General features: G+C 60.8%; 13 protein-coding genes and 1 tRNA gene. 8 read left to right on the top strand and 6 right to left on the bottom strand.

What is annotated here, in order from left to right; genetic code table 11:
• Positions 1 to 43: 43 nt before the first annotated feature.
• Positions 44 to 1,135, bottom strand: a complete 1,092-nt coding sequence (locus tag AC58D2_RS18340; protein WP_497392528.1) for a hypothetical protein — start codon at positions 1,133 to 1,135, stop codon at positions 44 to 46.
• A gap of 431 nt (positions 1,136 to 1,566) precedes the next feature.
• On the opposite strand from AC58D2_RS18340, the gene AC58D2_RS18335 reads away from it, so the two are divergent.
• Positions 1,567 to 1,770, top strand: a complete 204-nt coding sequence (locus AC58D2_RS18335; RefSeq protein ID WP_497392613.1) for a helix-turn-helix domain-containing protein — start codon at positions 1,567 to 1,569, stop codon at positions 1,768 to 1,770.
• A 94-nt stretch (positions 1,771 to 1,864) separates the two neighbouring features.
• Here the strand turns inward: AC58D2_RS18335 and AC58D2_RS18330 are convergent, their stop codons facing one another.
• Positions 1,865 to 2,803 (bottom strand): hypothetical protein, encoded by a 939-nt coding sequence (locus AC58D2_RS18330; protein WP_497392527.1) that lies wholly within the window; start codon positions 2,801 to 2,803, stop codon positions 1,865 to 1,867.
• A gap of 725 nt (positions 2,804 to 3,528) precedes the next feature.
• Between AC58D2_RS18330 and AC58D2_RS18325 the strand changes: the two genes are divergently transcribed.
• Positions 3,529 to 4,101, top strand: a complete 573-nt coding sequence (locus AC58D2_RS18325; RefSeq protein WP_497392526.1) for a hypothetical protein — start codon at positions 3,529 to 3,531, stop codon at positions 4,099 to 4,101.
• Positions 4,102 to 4,218: 117 nt separating this feature from the next.
• On the opposite strand, the gene AC58D2_RS18320 is transcribed toward AC58D2_RS18325, so the two are convergent.
• Positions 4,219 to 4,294: transfer RNA gene (locus AC58D2_RS18320), tRNA-Lys, on the bottom strand.
• A 45-nt stretch (positions 4,295 to 4,339) separates the two neighbouring features.
• Entirely contained in the window at positions 4,340 to 4,861 is a 522-nt protein-coding gene (gene folK / locus AC58D2_RS18315; RefSeq protein WP_497392525.1) for a 2-amino-4-hydroxy-6-hydroxymethyldihydropteridine diphosphokinase, read from the bottom strand.
• Positions 4,862 to 4,884: 23 nt separating this feature from the next.
• Between folK and AC58D2_RS18310 the strand changes: the two genes are divergently transcribed.
• The gene (locus AC58D2_RS18310; protein ID WP_497392524.1) at positions 4,885 to 5,574 is read left to right on the top strand and encodes a uracil-DNA glycosylase; all 690 of its coding nucleotides are present in this window, start codon (positions 4,885 to 4,887) and stop codon (positions 5,572 to 5,574) included.
• Here the strand turns inward: AC58D2_RS18310 and AC58D2_RS18305 are convergent.
• Together AC58D2_RS18305 and AC58D2_RS18300 are read right to left on the bottom strand one after the other, a co-directional pair.
• Positions 5,535 to 6,011 (bottom strand): RNA pyrophosphohydrolase, encoded by a 477-nt coding sequence (locus AC58D2_RS18305; RefSeq protein ID WP_497392523.1) that lies wholly within the window; start codon positions 6,009 to 6,011, stop codon positions 5,535 to 5,537. The genes AC58D2_RS18310 and AC58D2_RS18305 overlap by 40 nt on opposite strands.
• On the bottom strand, positions 6,008 to 6,949 hold the full coding sequence (locus AC58D2_RS18300) for an alpha/beta hydrolase (RefSeq protein ID WP_497392522.1): 942 nt from the start codon (positions 6,947 to 6,949) through the stop codon (positions 6,008 to 6,010). Before AC58D2_RS18300 ends, AC58D2_RS18305 begins: the two co-directional genes overlap by 4 nt.
• Before the next feature lie 199 nt (positions 6,950 to 7,148).
• Here AC58D2_RS18300 and AC58D2_RS18295 point away from each other — a divergent pair, with 199 nt between their 5' ends.
• From AC58D2_RS18295 to AC58D2_RS18275, 5 genes are read left to right on the top strand one after another with little or no spacing between them, the layout of a single operon-like run.
• On the top strand, positions 7,149 to 9,011 hold the full coding sequence (locus tag AC58D2_RS18295) for a 2-oxoacid:acceptor oxidoreductase subunit alpha (protein WP_497392521.1): 1,863 nt from the start codon (positions 7,149 to 7,151) through the stop codon (positions 9,009 to 9,011).
• Positions 9,008 to 10,042, top strand: a complete 1,035-nt coding sequence (locus AC58D2_RS18290) for a 2-oxoacid:ferredoxin oxidoreductase subunit beta (protein ID WP_497392520.1) — start codon at positions 9,008 to 9,010, stop codon at positions 10,040 to 10,042. Before AC58D2_RS18295 ends, AC58D2_RS18290 begins: the two co-directional genes overlap by 4 nt.
• Positions 10,043 to 10,082: 40 nt before the next feature.
• Positions 10,083 to 11,033, top strand: coding sequence for a metal-dependent hydrolase (locus AC58D2_RS18285; protein WP_497392519.1), 951 nt, complete (start codon positions 10,083 to 10,085; stop codon positions 11,031 to 11,033).
• Positions 11,030 to 12,415, top strand: coding sequence for a cryptochrome/photolyase family protein (locus AC58D2_RS18280; protein WP_497392518.1), 1,386 nt, complete (start codon positions 11,030 to 11,032; stop codon positions 12,413 to 12,415). Before AC58D2_RS18285 ends, AC58D2_RS18280 begins: the two co-directional genes overlap by 4 nt.
• Positions 12,416 to 12,451: 36 nt before the next feature.
• Positions 12,452 to 13,732: a class I SAM-dependent methyltransferase gene (locus AC58D2_RS18275; protein WP_497392517.1), complete on the top strand. Its 1,281-nt coding sequence runs from the start codon at positions 12,452 to 12,454 to the stop codon at positions 13,730 to 13,732.
• Positions 13,733 to 13,948 lie beyond the last annotated feature (216 nt).

Genomic DNA, 13,948 nt, shown 5'->3' with positions numbered 1-13,948 from the left:
AAGACCATCATGGATCGCCGCCGCTATGCCTGTCAGTGTCTATTCAATGCTCACCTGTTGGATAGTAGCAACCGAGTTGCCCGGTGACGACGCCATTGTGAGCCGGATAACCCCAAGTGCCGCCATTGTGTCGACATGGTTCTGCATATTTTCGAGTCTGTTCGGCTTCGGCAGCCTTGATCTGGTCAATTGGAAGTCCCTGCTGACGGAGATATGCTTCCACCTGTGCATTGTATGCACCTTCTGCCTGTGTAAGTGCTTCAATGATATTCTTTGATTGACCCGTTGCGGCCTGTCCCTTCGCCGCCCAGTCTTGCTCGAAAGTTCGGCCATTGACAACCCATGCGCGATTGAATGCGTTGTCTGCAATTTCGCTCGCTTTTTCATCAGGCCAATTGTGCGTGGCGACGTAAATTTGAGAGCCATCGTCGTTGCCCCATATTTTGTAGCGCATTCCACGAATTTCCATCGGAATATGTTTGCCGTCGAATGTGTTGGCCGTGTAAGCAACATCCGCCGAGCAGATCACGCTCTGAAAGGGGATTGAGGAAACCGCTTTCGAGTTTGAAATACTCCATCCCGTGGCAGGAAGCCAAGTTGGTGTTTCCTTGTCAGTCAAACCCGTGCCTCGGACCTGCTTAGTAGTTTTTGCCCAATCGATAATTACAGTTGATATATTATTTGAGGTAATAGATGAGCAAAACTCATTGGGTTCCCACGTCATATTCTCTGTTTCCTTTGGGCGTCCGATAATTACCCCTAATTCTGCAGCAAGATTGGGATCTTTTTCTGCCTTTTCTTCTAGCATGGCACGATAAGACTTGCCATCAACGAAGAGCTTTTCCCAAATAGCCAAAATTGACGTTCTTTGATCCAAGCCCGACATGGGTAGCGATACAGGATCCAATTGAGATTGACCGTTGGATTCCGAGTACCGGAAGCTCAGATTCAGCAAGGCCAGGCGCCGAACAGGGTAGGATGAAGCGGTGATGTTGGTGAAGCTGATGTTGCAAATAATCTCTGATTTTGTTGCTTGCAGTACCCTTCCTTCCGCAGTCCAACCCACCGCTACAACCTGCTCTACTGCCTCCTGTTGGTAGCGCTCGCCCCAGTCACGGGTCAGGCTCGCAGCCATTTCCGCAATATTCCGCCGATTGCAGAATTGTGGGTCTATAGCCTCGCTCTGCGGTGCCGGCGCGGCATGGGCGCTTTGCGAATGCGCTGACGCCACAAGCGCAGCTACGACAGTTGAGAATGTATAGAATGCTCGTTTCGCTTTGCGGAGACCGATCTCGCGGTCATGATTGATCGCGCCTAACGATGCGCTACACATTGGTATGCTAGTCATATGCGTCCTGCTCGCGTTTAAGGTCGTTGGCCGTTGTCGGGCGGACTGGTCAGCTCGACCGAGTGGTTTGTTGGATTGCTAGTGCGTTCGCACCTCCTCGGGAGCCAATTCCTAACAGCAAAAAAAGGGTTGTAAAAGCCGTGGCCTGACTTCGGCGCTTTTGAAATCTGTTCTGGGTGACCAGAAAGGCTCGAACCGCAGACGATGATCGCCGATTGATGGCGCTGGGGCGCGCGATACGCGCTATGAGAAAGGAGCGGGGCACTTCACAGGAGGAGTTAGCGCATCTTTCGAATATCGATCGGTCACATATGGGGCGCATCGAGCGCGGCGAACGGAACGTGACGGCTCTCAATCTGTTCCGTCTCGCTGATGCCCTTAAGGTTCCGCCGTCGGTAATTTTCCTTGCCGCTGGGTTATAATGGGCGTGGATGCGGGAGCTGAACCAGCAGGTGAGCCATCGTGGGAGGGCGGCCAGGGCATCAACCGAGCCGCCCACCACTCAAACGCTGACGGTCAGTTTATTCGATATGGTTGGTAGCAATGTCGGCGATAATACGCGGAAGGAAGGTCTTTCCATGCTTCCGCTACGTCGAACTCTGGTTCTGACTCGACCAGCGCTTCACGCTTTTCAGACCACGCTTGCAGTGCCCGAGCCCACCCTTGACGGAGATATTTTCCGTCGCCGACGCCAAAAACCAGATCGGGTATTGTGAAATAGGAAAGGCCTTCCATGATGCGAAGGGCAAGGCTGGCCGGATAGGTGGAGACATGGTTTTCAAATCGAATTTTTCCGCCGCGCTTGATGCATCTGCGTTTCCCATAGTCTGGAAGATCCCACATATAACAACCCCAGCCGGGAATATCGCCATCTTCGAATACGGGAGGGTTGACCTGCACAGCCTTGGCATCGAAGTGGTTCTTCCAAGCTCGCGAACCGTTGGTCTTCTTCGTTGCAGCCACTAATGTCTCGTCTGACGTTTGTCCCCAGCCGATCCCGTGAGCGTGCATCATCAGCGTATTCATTCGGGGGAAGGGGTAATCGGTCAAAGCCTGAATTTCGATCTTCGCCAAGGCATGGAGGCTCATCGTACGGATCTGATTATACGTTTTAGCCTTCAAGGCCTTCAAGCGCAGATGCGGGCACTGATCTCCGGTTAGCCCCGTGTCACATGCCCAGGTGCAGAGGTATCTTCGAACGTCGGCGGGAATATTGTGCCGCATGAAGTCGTCTACGACGCGATAGAAAAGTTCCATGGATTGGACGCTGGCGGTGATATCGGACGCGGGCAGACCCGCGCAATGGCCATCGATCCCAAGAAGCGCCTTTAGCCGCCTTTTGCGAATGTGGGGAATTTTCAGCGGGCGAAGGGTATCTTCCATCATCGCCTCGAAGCGAAAACCTCGGCGGATTGATTTGAAGAGTCGTATCTGTGGATAGTTGTTGAGCAGCATTTTATAAAAACTCCTGAGAGCGAACCCAGCTGAATCTGGGAACCAAAATATCCGGTGGGGAAAGAGTGGGGTGCTTGGCTCCGATTGCGCCATGCAATATCTGTACACATAGCGCGGCCAGCCGAGCCGACCTCGCCATGTGCCAAATGTTCCCGGTAGGTTGCGCCAGTTACTGCCAGCAGTAAGGCTGGTCGGGATCCCTCAGGCTGCGCTCATATGCCAAGATGTCCCGGATGTAATATCTCACGGATCGCCCAATCGGGACTGGTTGCGGACCTTCTTTCTTGTACCTCATAGCCTGAACCGTCTTCACGGCGAGGCCGAGCCGAGCTGCCAACCATCTCTCGTCAAAATATCGTTGCTTTGGCTCTTTGCCTGTCCCTGTCTTGGTCACACGTGCGAGCGCCTTGCGAACCTTCCGACAATCGGGGTTGTTGCAGGATATGCTCGGTCGTTCGCTTTTCAGTTTCTTCGTCATAATTCACACTTTCTCAAATCGCGACCGGGAGTGGCCGCTCTAGAAATTGGATTCGCCGCACCGTTTGCGGGCTCACCCATTTCTCAAATTTATCGGTTGGGCGTTTTTCGAGCACGTTCCAGACGAAACTCGATATAAAACTCATATTTATCAATGATATGCAGATGCGTAGTTGTAAAACGAGACACTTATATGTCATTGTGTGCAATGACACCTTGCGGCGAAGTGTTAGCTTTTGGGATGAAAAATGCGCAACTCGACTTCAGAACAATCCGAGCTTCAACCGATTGCTTTCGGGCGAGGCATGGCCTCGCCTGTGATCGACGAAATGCTACAGCGAGAAGCGAAAAGGATATTCGACGGTTTTGTAAGTCGCAAAGCGCCATTGGCTAGTGAGTCGCCTCAGGGCGACGTTCCGTCTTCTTGGGGTGAGAGCGCGGAAGATTGGATGCTCGCCGAAGTCTATATCTTGGTTAGGCAGCTTAGGAGAAGCCGGAAGACAAGAGCGATCGACCGTTTGATCGCCAAGGTGCCCCTAGGAAAAAAGGGACGGGGTGATATGTCAAAGCACCCCTTCAAGCAGATGCTTTTTTTGATGTTCGGGGAAATGATGGTACCTGGAACAAGAAGCCCACTGTCCCGCCAAAGACGAATGCTTCTGGGCGATGCCTTGGAATATGCTGACGTCCATGACGTCCCTGCGGCCTACGTCAATGGTTTCATCAAGCAGGCTGAACTGACGCAATGCCGTGCTAAGCTGGAAAAATTATACGAAGAGCCGCGATCAGAACGGACAGACATAATCGCCATCATCGGGTAACGAGGCCGTGCGGAATTCCTATGGAATTCCATAGGGTGCTACTTTGCGTGGTTGCTATGTGGTTGCTTCCGGATCAGCATTCTCTTGCTGATATTTAGCTAAAGCATTGGTTTTAAATGGTGAGCCCTGCTGGGTTCGAACCAGCGACCTACTGATTAAAAGTCAGTTGCTCTACCGACTGAGCTAAGGGCCCATCGCGGGCCGCTCGATGGCGCCCCGGCGAAAGTGAGCCGTCGCCCTAGAGCGCCGGGGCGGCGCGGTCAACCGGCTTTGCCGACGCGATGCGTGCCGCGTGCTGGCGAACGGTCAAGGTGCTGAGAGGGTGGCGCCAGTCGGGGGCGACCGCCGTCAGCGGATTGAGGACGAAGGCGCGAGTCGTCATCGCGGGATGCGGTATCGTGAGCCGGGCATCGGCCCACGCGCCGCCCGACCACAGCAATATGTCGAGATCGAGCGTTCGCGCGCCCCACCGCCGCCCGGTTCGGCGACCGAAAGCGGCCTCGATCGCTTTCAGTCGTGCGAGCATGGCGGGTGGGCTGAGCGGCGAAGCCACGAGAGCGACGGCATTGGCGAACCGCCGCCGCGACGGCCCCACCGGCGCGCTGGCGATGATCGGACTTGCGTCGACCGGCTCGATATCATCGCTTTCGAGGGCGGCGAGGGCCGCCATAAGGACCCGGCGCGGATCGCCGAAACGCGGGTGCCGCCGGTTCGAACCAAGTCCGATCGCGTACAAAGGAAGCGGTGTTGCATCGCCCATGTTTCCGCGCCTATCGCAGCCGCGTGACAATATCCAGCCCGCTTCCCGCCACCGAACCTCCTCGCGATTGCCAGCGCTGTTCGCGCCTCGTCGCGCTGCGAGAGGAATGCCGCGTGCAGCATCCAGACTGGTGGAATGCGCCGGTCCATGCGTTTGGCGACCCCAACGCATGGCTCGCCTTCGTGGGTCTTGCACCGGGCAAGCATGGCGCCAACCGGACCGGACGGCCTTTTACCGGCGATTATGCGGGCGACCTGCTCTTCGCAACGCTTGCCGAATTCGCGCTGAGCAAGGGACGCTATGACAGCCGCGTCGACGACGGTTTGACCCTTGACGGCGCGATCATCGTCAACAGCGTCAAATGCCTCCCGCCGCAGAACAAGCCGCTGCCGAGCGAAATCGCGGCGTGCCGGCCCTTTTTCGAGGCACAGATCGCCGCCCTGCCCAATGTTCAGGTGATGATCGCGCTTGGCCGCATCGCCCATGATGCGGCCGTGAGAGCCGCTGGCGAACGCCTTGCAGCCTATCGTTTCGCGCATGGCGCCGTTCACCGGCTTCCGGACGGACGCATGCTGGTCGATAGCTATCATTGCTCGCGCTACAACACGAACACGGGGCGGCTGACGCCCGAAATGTTCGCCGATGTGTTTCGTACCGCGCTGGCCCTGCGCGATCAGACGAGCGGACCGAACTCCTCGACCAGCCCGCGATAGAGCGCCCGCTTGAACGGGACGATGAGCTTTTCCAGTTCGTCGAGGTCGGCCCAGCGCCACGCCCGGAACTCCTGGTGGGCGGTGTGGATGTCGACGTCGGCGTCATCGCCCATGAAGCGCATCAGGAACCATTGCTGGCGTTGGCCGCGATATTTGCCGCCCCACATCTTGCCGACCAGATGGTCGGGCAGGTCGTAGAAATATTCCTCGCGGCTGCGCGCAATGATATCGACCAGCCCGCCGTGCACGCCGGTTTCCTCGCCAAGCTCTCGTATCGCCGCGTCTTCGGCGTCCTCGCCCGGATCGATCCCGCCTTGCGGCATCTGCCAGGCCTCGCTGGTGGTATCGAGCCGCTGGCCCACGAAAATGCGGCCATGCCGGTTGGCGAGCATCACCCCTGCGCAGGGGCGATAGGGAAGTTGGCTGTGATCGGTCATGCGGTCGCTTCGGTAATGATCGCTTTCAGCACCGTCAAATTGCCCCTGATGTCCTGTGCGGCGCTGGGGATACCCTGCGCGAGGCAGATATAGCCGTGGATCGTTCCCTTCGCTTCGCGATAGGTGGTCGGTACGCCCGCCTCGATCAGCTTGGCGGCATAGGCGCGGCCCTGATCGCGGAGCGGATCGAGGCTCGCGGTGACGAGCAGCGTCGGCGGCAGCCCTTCGGCCGAAACGTCGATCGGCGCGGCGCGATAGTCGTCGGGATCGGCGGCATATTGGTCGCCGAACCACTGCATCCCGCCCTCTGTGAGCAGATAGCCGTCCTTGAAATCGCGATAGCTCTGCCAGTCGTAATGCGTCGTGACCGCGGGATAGATCGGGTGGATCGCGACGACCGGTTTCGATGCCGGCTTGTCGCGCAGGGTCAGCGCGGTCGCGATGGTCAGATTACCGCCCGCGCTGTCCCCCGACAGGACAAGGCCCGTGCAGGGGATGTTGTCGGCGACCCAGCGCGTCGCCGCTTCGCAATCCTCGGGCGCGGCGGGGAAGGGATGTTCGGGCGCCAGGCGATAGTCGACTGCGATCACCGGCATGTCGAGCTGCCGTGCCGCCTCGGCGCAATAGGGATCATGCGTTTCGAGGTCGCCGATCACCCAGCCGCCGCCATGATAGAAGACCATGACCGGCCCGGCTTCGCGATCGGGGCGACTGTCATAGATACGGATCGGAATGTCGCCTGCCGGTCCAGGGATCGTGCGATCCTCGACCTGCGCGATGTCGCCGCGCGGGACGTCGGCGAGTTGACCCATCGCGCGCATCATCTCGCGCGCGGCGGGGGGCGGCAGCTCTTCCATCTTCGGACCTTCCTGCGCGTTGAGGAAGGCGAGAAAGCCGGCCACGTCGGGGCGAACAAAAGGGGGCGTGCCGTCGGTCATCCTGGATCATCCCTTGCAAGTTGTGCGTTGTTCTTGTCGGCGCAGCTATTCGGCATCGCCGCGGTATAATCAATCGCAAATCGAAACCGATCCTCCGTTTCGCTTTGCGGCGCACAATTTTTTCTGAATTGCGGCTTGCCCCCGACAGGCCTAGGCCCATGTCACAGGTTCGCAAAGATTACGTAAGGCAGAATATAGAATGGCGACAGCGGTAGAGGACAAGGCGAAGACGTCTGAAGTCCCCGTTTCCGACGCAGTGGTGGTGCGGTTTGCCGGCGACAGCGGCGACGGGATGCAGTTGACCGGCGGACAGTTCACGCTGTCCACCGCGCTCGCGGGGAACGACCTCGCGACCTTTCCCGATTTCCCGGCCGAAATCCGCGCTCCGCAAGGCACCTTGTTCGGCGTTTCGGCGTTCCAGATCAATTTCGGATCGAGCGAGATCAACACCGCCGGCGACGCGCCCGACGTGCTCGTCGCGATGAACCCAGCCGCGCTCAAGACCAACGTGCCGTCGCTCAAGACCGGGGGCCTGATCATCGCCGACGAAGGCGAGTTCAACGACCGCAATCTCGCCAAGGCGAAATATGAGTCGAACCCGCTCGAGGACGGCAGCCTCGCCAAGTGGCAGCTCTTGAAGCTCAACATCAGCCAGGCGACGCTCGACGCGGTGAAGCCCTTCGGGCTCGGCAACAAGGAAGCGCTGCGCTGCAAGAATATGTGGACGCTGGGGCTCGCGCTTTGGATGTTCGACCGCGACCGCCAGCCGCTGATCGACTGGCTGAAGGCCAAATTCGCCAAGGCGCCCGAGCTTGCCGACGCGAATATCGCGGCGCTCAACGCGGGGCACGCTTATGGCGAGACCGCCGAACTCGCAGGCCCGCTCAAGCAGCATCATGTGCCCGCCGCGCCTGCCGAACCCGGCCTGTATCGCACGCTCACCGGCGCCGAGGCGATCGCACTCGGCCTCGTCGCGGGCGCGCAGCTTGCGGAATTGCCGATGTTCTTCGGGGGCTATCCGATCACGCCCGCGTCGGCGATCCTGCACCATCTGTCGCGGCTCAAGGAATATGACGTCACGACCTTCCAGGCCGAAGACGAAATCGCCGCGATCTGCGCCGCGATCGGGGCGAGCTATGGCGGTTCGCTCGGCGTGACCAGCTCGTCGGGACCGGGCATCGCGCTCAAGGGCGAGGCGATGGGACTCGCGATCATGACCGAGCTGCCGCTCGTTATCGTCAATTCGCAGCGCGGCGGACCCTCGACCGGCCTGCCGACCAAGACCGAACAGTCGGACCTTTATCAGGCGGTGTACGGCCGCAACGGCGATGCGCCGATGCCCGTGGTCGCGGCGCGCTCGCCGGCCGATGCGTTCGAGTGCGCGATCGAGGCGTGCCGCATCGCGGTGCAATATATGACGCCGGTGATGCTGCTCACCGACGGCTATATCGCCAACGCCGCCGAGCCGTGGCACGTGCCCGACCTGACCGCCTATGAACGCTTCCCGGTCCAGTTCCTGACCGAAGTGCCCGAGGGCGGCTTCAAGCCCTATGGCCGCGACGAAAAGCTCGCGCGCCCGTGGGTCAAGCCCGGGACGCCGGGCCTCCTCCATCGCATCGGCGGCATCGAGAAGGAGGTCGACACCGGGCACATCAACTATGCGCCGGCAAACCACCAGGCGATGACCGACATCCGCAAGGCGAAGGTCGATGGCGTCAAGGTGCCGGATCAGACGGTCGAACTCGGCGCCGAGGGCGGCAAGCTCGCAATCGTCGGCTGGGGTTCGACCTTCGGTCCGATCCACCAAGCGGTGCGGAGGAAACGCGCAGAAGGCAAGGACGTCGCCCACGTCCATATCCGCCACATCTGGCCGCTGCCCGCGAACCTTGGCGCGCTTTTGAAGAGCTATGACAAGGTGATCGTCCCCGAAATGAACACCGGGCAATTGAAGACGGTGCTGCGCGACCAATATCTGGTCGACGCCAAGCCGCTCAACAAAGTGTCGGGCCAGCCCTTCACCATCGCCGAAATCGAAGCCGCCATCGAGGAGGCGCTCCAATGAACGAGATGACCACCATCGCCAAGACGACGCTCAAGGACTGGGAAAGCGACCAGGAGGTCCGCTGGTGCCCCGGTTGCGGCGACTATGCGATCCTGAAGGCGGTGCAGCGGACGATGCCCGACATCGGTACCGCGCCCGAGAATACGGTGTTCATCAGCGGCATCGGCTGCTCGTCACGCTTTCCCTATTATATGGAAACCTATGGCTTCCATACGATCCACGGGCGTGCGCCGGCATTCGCGACGGGGCTGAAGCTCGCCAACCCCGATCTCGACATCTGGATCGTCACCGGCGACGGCGACGGTCTGTCGATCGGCGGCAATCACACGATGCACCTGTTGCGCCGCAATCTCGATTGCCAGATCATGCTGTTCAACAACGAGATCTATGGTCTTACGAAAGGGCAATATTCGCCGACGAGCCGTGTCGGGACGACAAGCCCCTCGACACCGTTCGGCTCGGTCGACCGTCCGGCGCAGCCCTGCGCGTTCGCGCTCGGTGCGGGCGCCCGTTTCGTCGCGCGCGGCTTCGACGTGTCGAAGGAACTGCCGAACGTGCTGAAAGCCGCGCATGCGCACAAGGGCGCGGCCTTCATCGAGATTTTCCAGAACTGCATCGTCTATAACAAGGATGTGTTTCAGGACTTTGCCGCGCCCAAGGGCGCCGAGGATCGCCAGCTCTGGCTCCAGGACGGTGAACCGATGCTGTTCGCCAAGGGTACGAAGGGTATCGCGCTCGACCGCGAGGCGCTGACGCTCAAGGTCGTGGATGTTGTCGACGGCGACTGGCACGCGGCCGGCGTGATCGTGCACGACGTCACCAACCGGAGCGTCGCGCACATGCTCGTCGAAATGCCGTTCGGTGCCTTTCCGATGGCGCTTGGCGTCCTTTACGACGATCCGCGCCCGAGCTTCGAAGCCGATGTCGTGCGTCAGAACGCCGCGGCGCGCGAAGGCAAGACCGCCGACCTGCAGGGCCTCCTCAAAAAAGGGCAGACCTGGACGGTCAAGGAAGGTGGGCCGGAGCTCTGACGTCTTGCGAGCCGGCCTTTGCTCGGCTCTATAGGCGGCGATGGATAATCTGACCCACAGCCTCGTCGGCGCGGTGCTTGGCCAGATGGGGCTCAAGCGCAGGACCGGCCTTGCGATGCCGACGCTGATCCTCGCGGCGAATCTTCCCGACATCGATGCGGGCTGTGCGATCTATGGCGTCGAGTCGCTGGCGATGCGGCGGGGGCTGACGCATGGACCTATCGCTTTGCTCGTCCTGCCCCTGCTGCTGTGGACCGCGATGCTCGTCTTCGATGCGTGGCAAGCACGACGGGGGAAGAGGCCGAGCGGCCGCTTGCCGGTCCATAAGGGTTGGCTGCTCGCACTGGCCTATATCGGCTGCCTCAGCCATCCGGCGCTCGACTGGCTCAACACATACGGAGTCCGCCTGCTCGAACCCTTCAGCCATCGCTGGTTCTATGGCGATACGCTGTTCATCATCGACCTGTGGATATGGATCGCGCTCGGGGTATCAGTGTGGGTGTCGCTGCGCCGGGAACGCCGCGGCATCGCACATTCGACGCGGCCCGCATGGATCGGCTTCACCGCCGTCTGCGCCTATATTTTCGTCAACGGCGCGATTACCGGCCGCGCCGAAGCACAGGCCGCGGAATTGCTCCGCCGTTCCGGCCAGGGCGGGGCGCTCGTCGTCGCCAGCCCGCCGCCCGTCCGGTTCTGGAAACGCGATATTTTCTGGCGCGGCAACGGCTATTACGGCAGCGGCGCCTATTCGATAGGGAAGGGAGCAACGGTCGAACCCGGACGCCCGACCGGAATGGACGATATGCGGCTTCGGCTTTGGGCGCGCGCCGACCCGGCGGCGCGCGCCTTCCTGTTCTGGTCGCGAATGCCGGTGGCGACGCCCGACGGCGATGCGATCATGCTGGTCGACCAGCGCTTCACGCAACCTTTGACCCGCGGAAGCTTTATGGTTCGTGTGAAGGCGCCCGATCCGACAAGCCACTCCGAATGACCGCACCGCGCATCGTATGGCTGCGCCGCGATCTGCGCCTGTCCGACCAAGCGGCTTTTGCGGCGGCCGCGGCCGTGGGCCCGGTCATTCCGGTCTATATCCTCGACGATGAGACACCACGGCACCGCGCGATGGGCGGCGCTTCCCGCTGGTGGCTGCACCACAGCCTGAAGCGGCTGGACGCCAGCCTGCGCGAAAAAGGGTCGCGCCTCATCCTGCGTCGCGGCAAGTGCGACGAGCATCTGGCGAAGATCGCAGAGGAAAGCGGCGCGGTGCAGGTGCATTGCCTGCGTCATTACGAACCGTGGTGGCGCAATGCCGAGCGTGCCGTCGAAAAACGGCTCGAACTCGTGCGTCACGACGGGAATTATCTGGCACCGCCGGGATCGGTCACGACCGGGGCCGGGCATCCCTACAAGATCTACACACCGTTCTGGCGCGCTTTGAAAGAGCGGATGCCTCCCGCGCCGCCCACCAATCGTCCGCGCGAGATCGCGGCACCGCCCAAGTGGCCGGAGACGGATGCACTGGACGACTGGAATCTTTTGCCAAGGTGTCCCGATTGGGCCTCGGCTTTTGCGGACGATTGGGAGCCGGGCGAAGAAGGCGCACGCAAGCGCGTTGCGGCCTTCATCGATCAGGCGGCGGCCTATGACCGGCGCCGGAACCTGCCGTCCGAAGACGGAAGTTCGCGCCTCTCGCCGCATCTGCATTTCGGCGAGGTCTCGCCTGCCTATGTGTGGCACCGCGTCGCCGACGCGGGGGGAAGCGTCGATATATTCCTCTCCGAGGTCGGTTGGCGCGATTATGCGCAAAACGTCATTCTGCAATTTCCCGACTATGGCCGGCAAAACGCTCGCGACGCGTTCGACCGCTTTCCCTGGCGTAGCGGGGCGGAGGCCGACGCCGATGTCGAGGCCTGGCATCGCGGGCGCACGGGATACCCGATCGTCGACGCCGGTATGCGTCAATTATGCATGACGGGATGGATGCACAATCGCGTCCGGATGATCGCCGCGAGTTTCCTGATCAAGCATCTGCTGGTCGATTGGCGGCGCGGCGAGCAGTGGTTCTGGGATACGCTTGTCGATGCCGACTACGGCAACAACAGCGTTAACTGGCAATGGGTGGCGGGAACGGGCGTGGACAGCAACATGTTCCCGCGCATCATGGCCCCACTGGTTCAATCGGAAAAATTCGATGCCGCGGACTATATCCGTCATTGGGTTCCCGAACTGGCGGGATTGAGCGATGCGCGGATACACGATCCCGAGGCGCATGATTGTCTCCCAAAATCCTATCCCGAAAAGCGGATCGCCCATCGCGAGGCGCGCGAACGGGCGCTTGCGGGCTATGATGTCATGAAGTCACGCGACAAGTGATTGTCACGCCGCGGGCTTTGCGGCAGGAAGGGGGCTATGAACACGCATGTCAGCCCCAAACGCGGCAAGGCCCTGCTGCGCGCGGACCGGGCCTTTCGCTCGGGGGGCGGGCTGGCGTGGCTGATGGCGCGGGCACCCGCCGGCTTTTTTCACCGAATGCTCGACCGCATCGACTCGGGTCTCGAGTTCGGTACGCTTGAAGGGCATCTTCCGGACGGCAGCGTTCGCCTGCTCGGCGGGCGGGGCAAGGGACCGATCGCGCATGTCGATTTGCACAATTGGGCGGCACTCGTGCGCCTCGCATTGTCGGGGTCGGTCGGATGGTATCGCGCCTGGGAAAAAGGCGAATGGTCGTCGCCCGATCCCGTGCCGCTGTTCGATCTGTTCATGCGTAACGGAGAGGCGCTGGGTAACGCCGGCCGCGCGCGCGGACCGTGGCGCTGGGTGAACCGGATCGCCCACGCGCTCAATCGCAACGATCGCCGCGGCGCAAAGCGCAACATCCACGCTCACTATGATTTGGGCAATGATTTCTATCGTTTGTGGCTCGATGCCAAATTGAATTACTCGAGCGCCTTGTTCGCGGCGCCCGATCAATCGCTCGAGGATGCGCAGCAAGAAAAGGTCGACGCGATCCTCGATCGACTCGATTTGCGATCCGGAGGACGATTGCTCGAAATCGGCTGCGGCTGGGGTGCCCTGAGCGAGCGTGCGGTCGAACGCCATGATGTCATCTACACCGGGATCACGCTGTCTCCCGCGCAGGCGGAGGTCGCGGGCGAGCGATTGCGGGCGGTCGATCTGACCGGACGATCGACTATCGCGCTATGCGACTATCGCGACGTCAAGGGACCTTTCGACGCCATCGCGAGCGTCGAGATGGTCGAGGCCGTGGGACAGGCCTATTGGCCGGCTTACCTCGATGCGATCGCGCGTCTTTTGCGCCCCGGCGGCAAGGCCGCACTTCAGTATATATCGATGAACGACGCGCTGTTCGAACGCTATGCGGCCAGCAGCGACTTCATCCAGGCCTATATCTTTCCCGGCGGCTGCCTGATTTCGGAAAGCCGGTTCCGTATGCTCGCAGAAGCGCGCGGGCTGGCCTGGCGCAACGTGCGCCGCTTCGGCGGCGATTATGCCGAAACACTGCGTCAGTGGCGCGAGCGTTTCGATAACGTGGTCGCGGAGCGGCAGCTGCCGGCGGGGTTCGACGATCGCTTCGTGCGGCTCTGGCGCTATTATTTGCAATATTGCGAGGGGGGCTTTCGCGGCGGCGGCATCGACGTTGCGCAGGTCACGCTCGAAAAGACGGCCTGAAGCAACAGGGGGAGAGGATAGTGCGACGATTTTTGGCGGCGGCGCTTCTGTGCGCGGCAGCGGCGGGTGGTGCGAGCCCGACTTTCTCTCAGACTAGGCTTCGTGGACAAAGCTTGACTGTGGACTCGGACCTTGATTCAAGGCTGGCTTTTGGAGGCTGCCTTGGGCGAGCGGATTGGCGTTACAGACGAAGAATGGGAAGTGATCGGGCCGCTA

Source organism: Sphingopyxis sp. CR5 (assembly GCF_059693785.1).
This window is presented reverse-complemented; position numbering and strand designations above follow the sequence as displayed.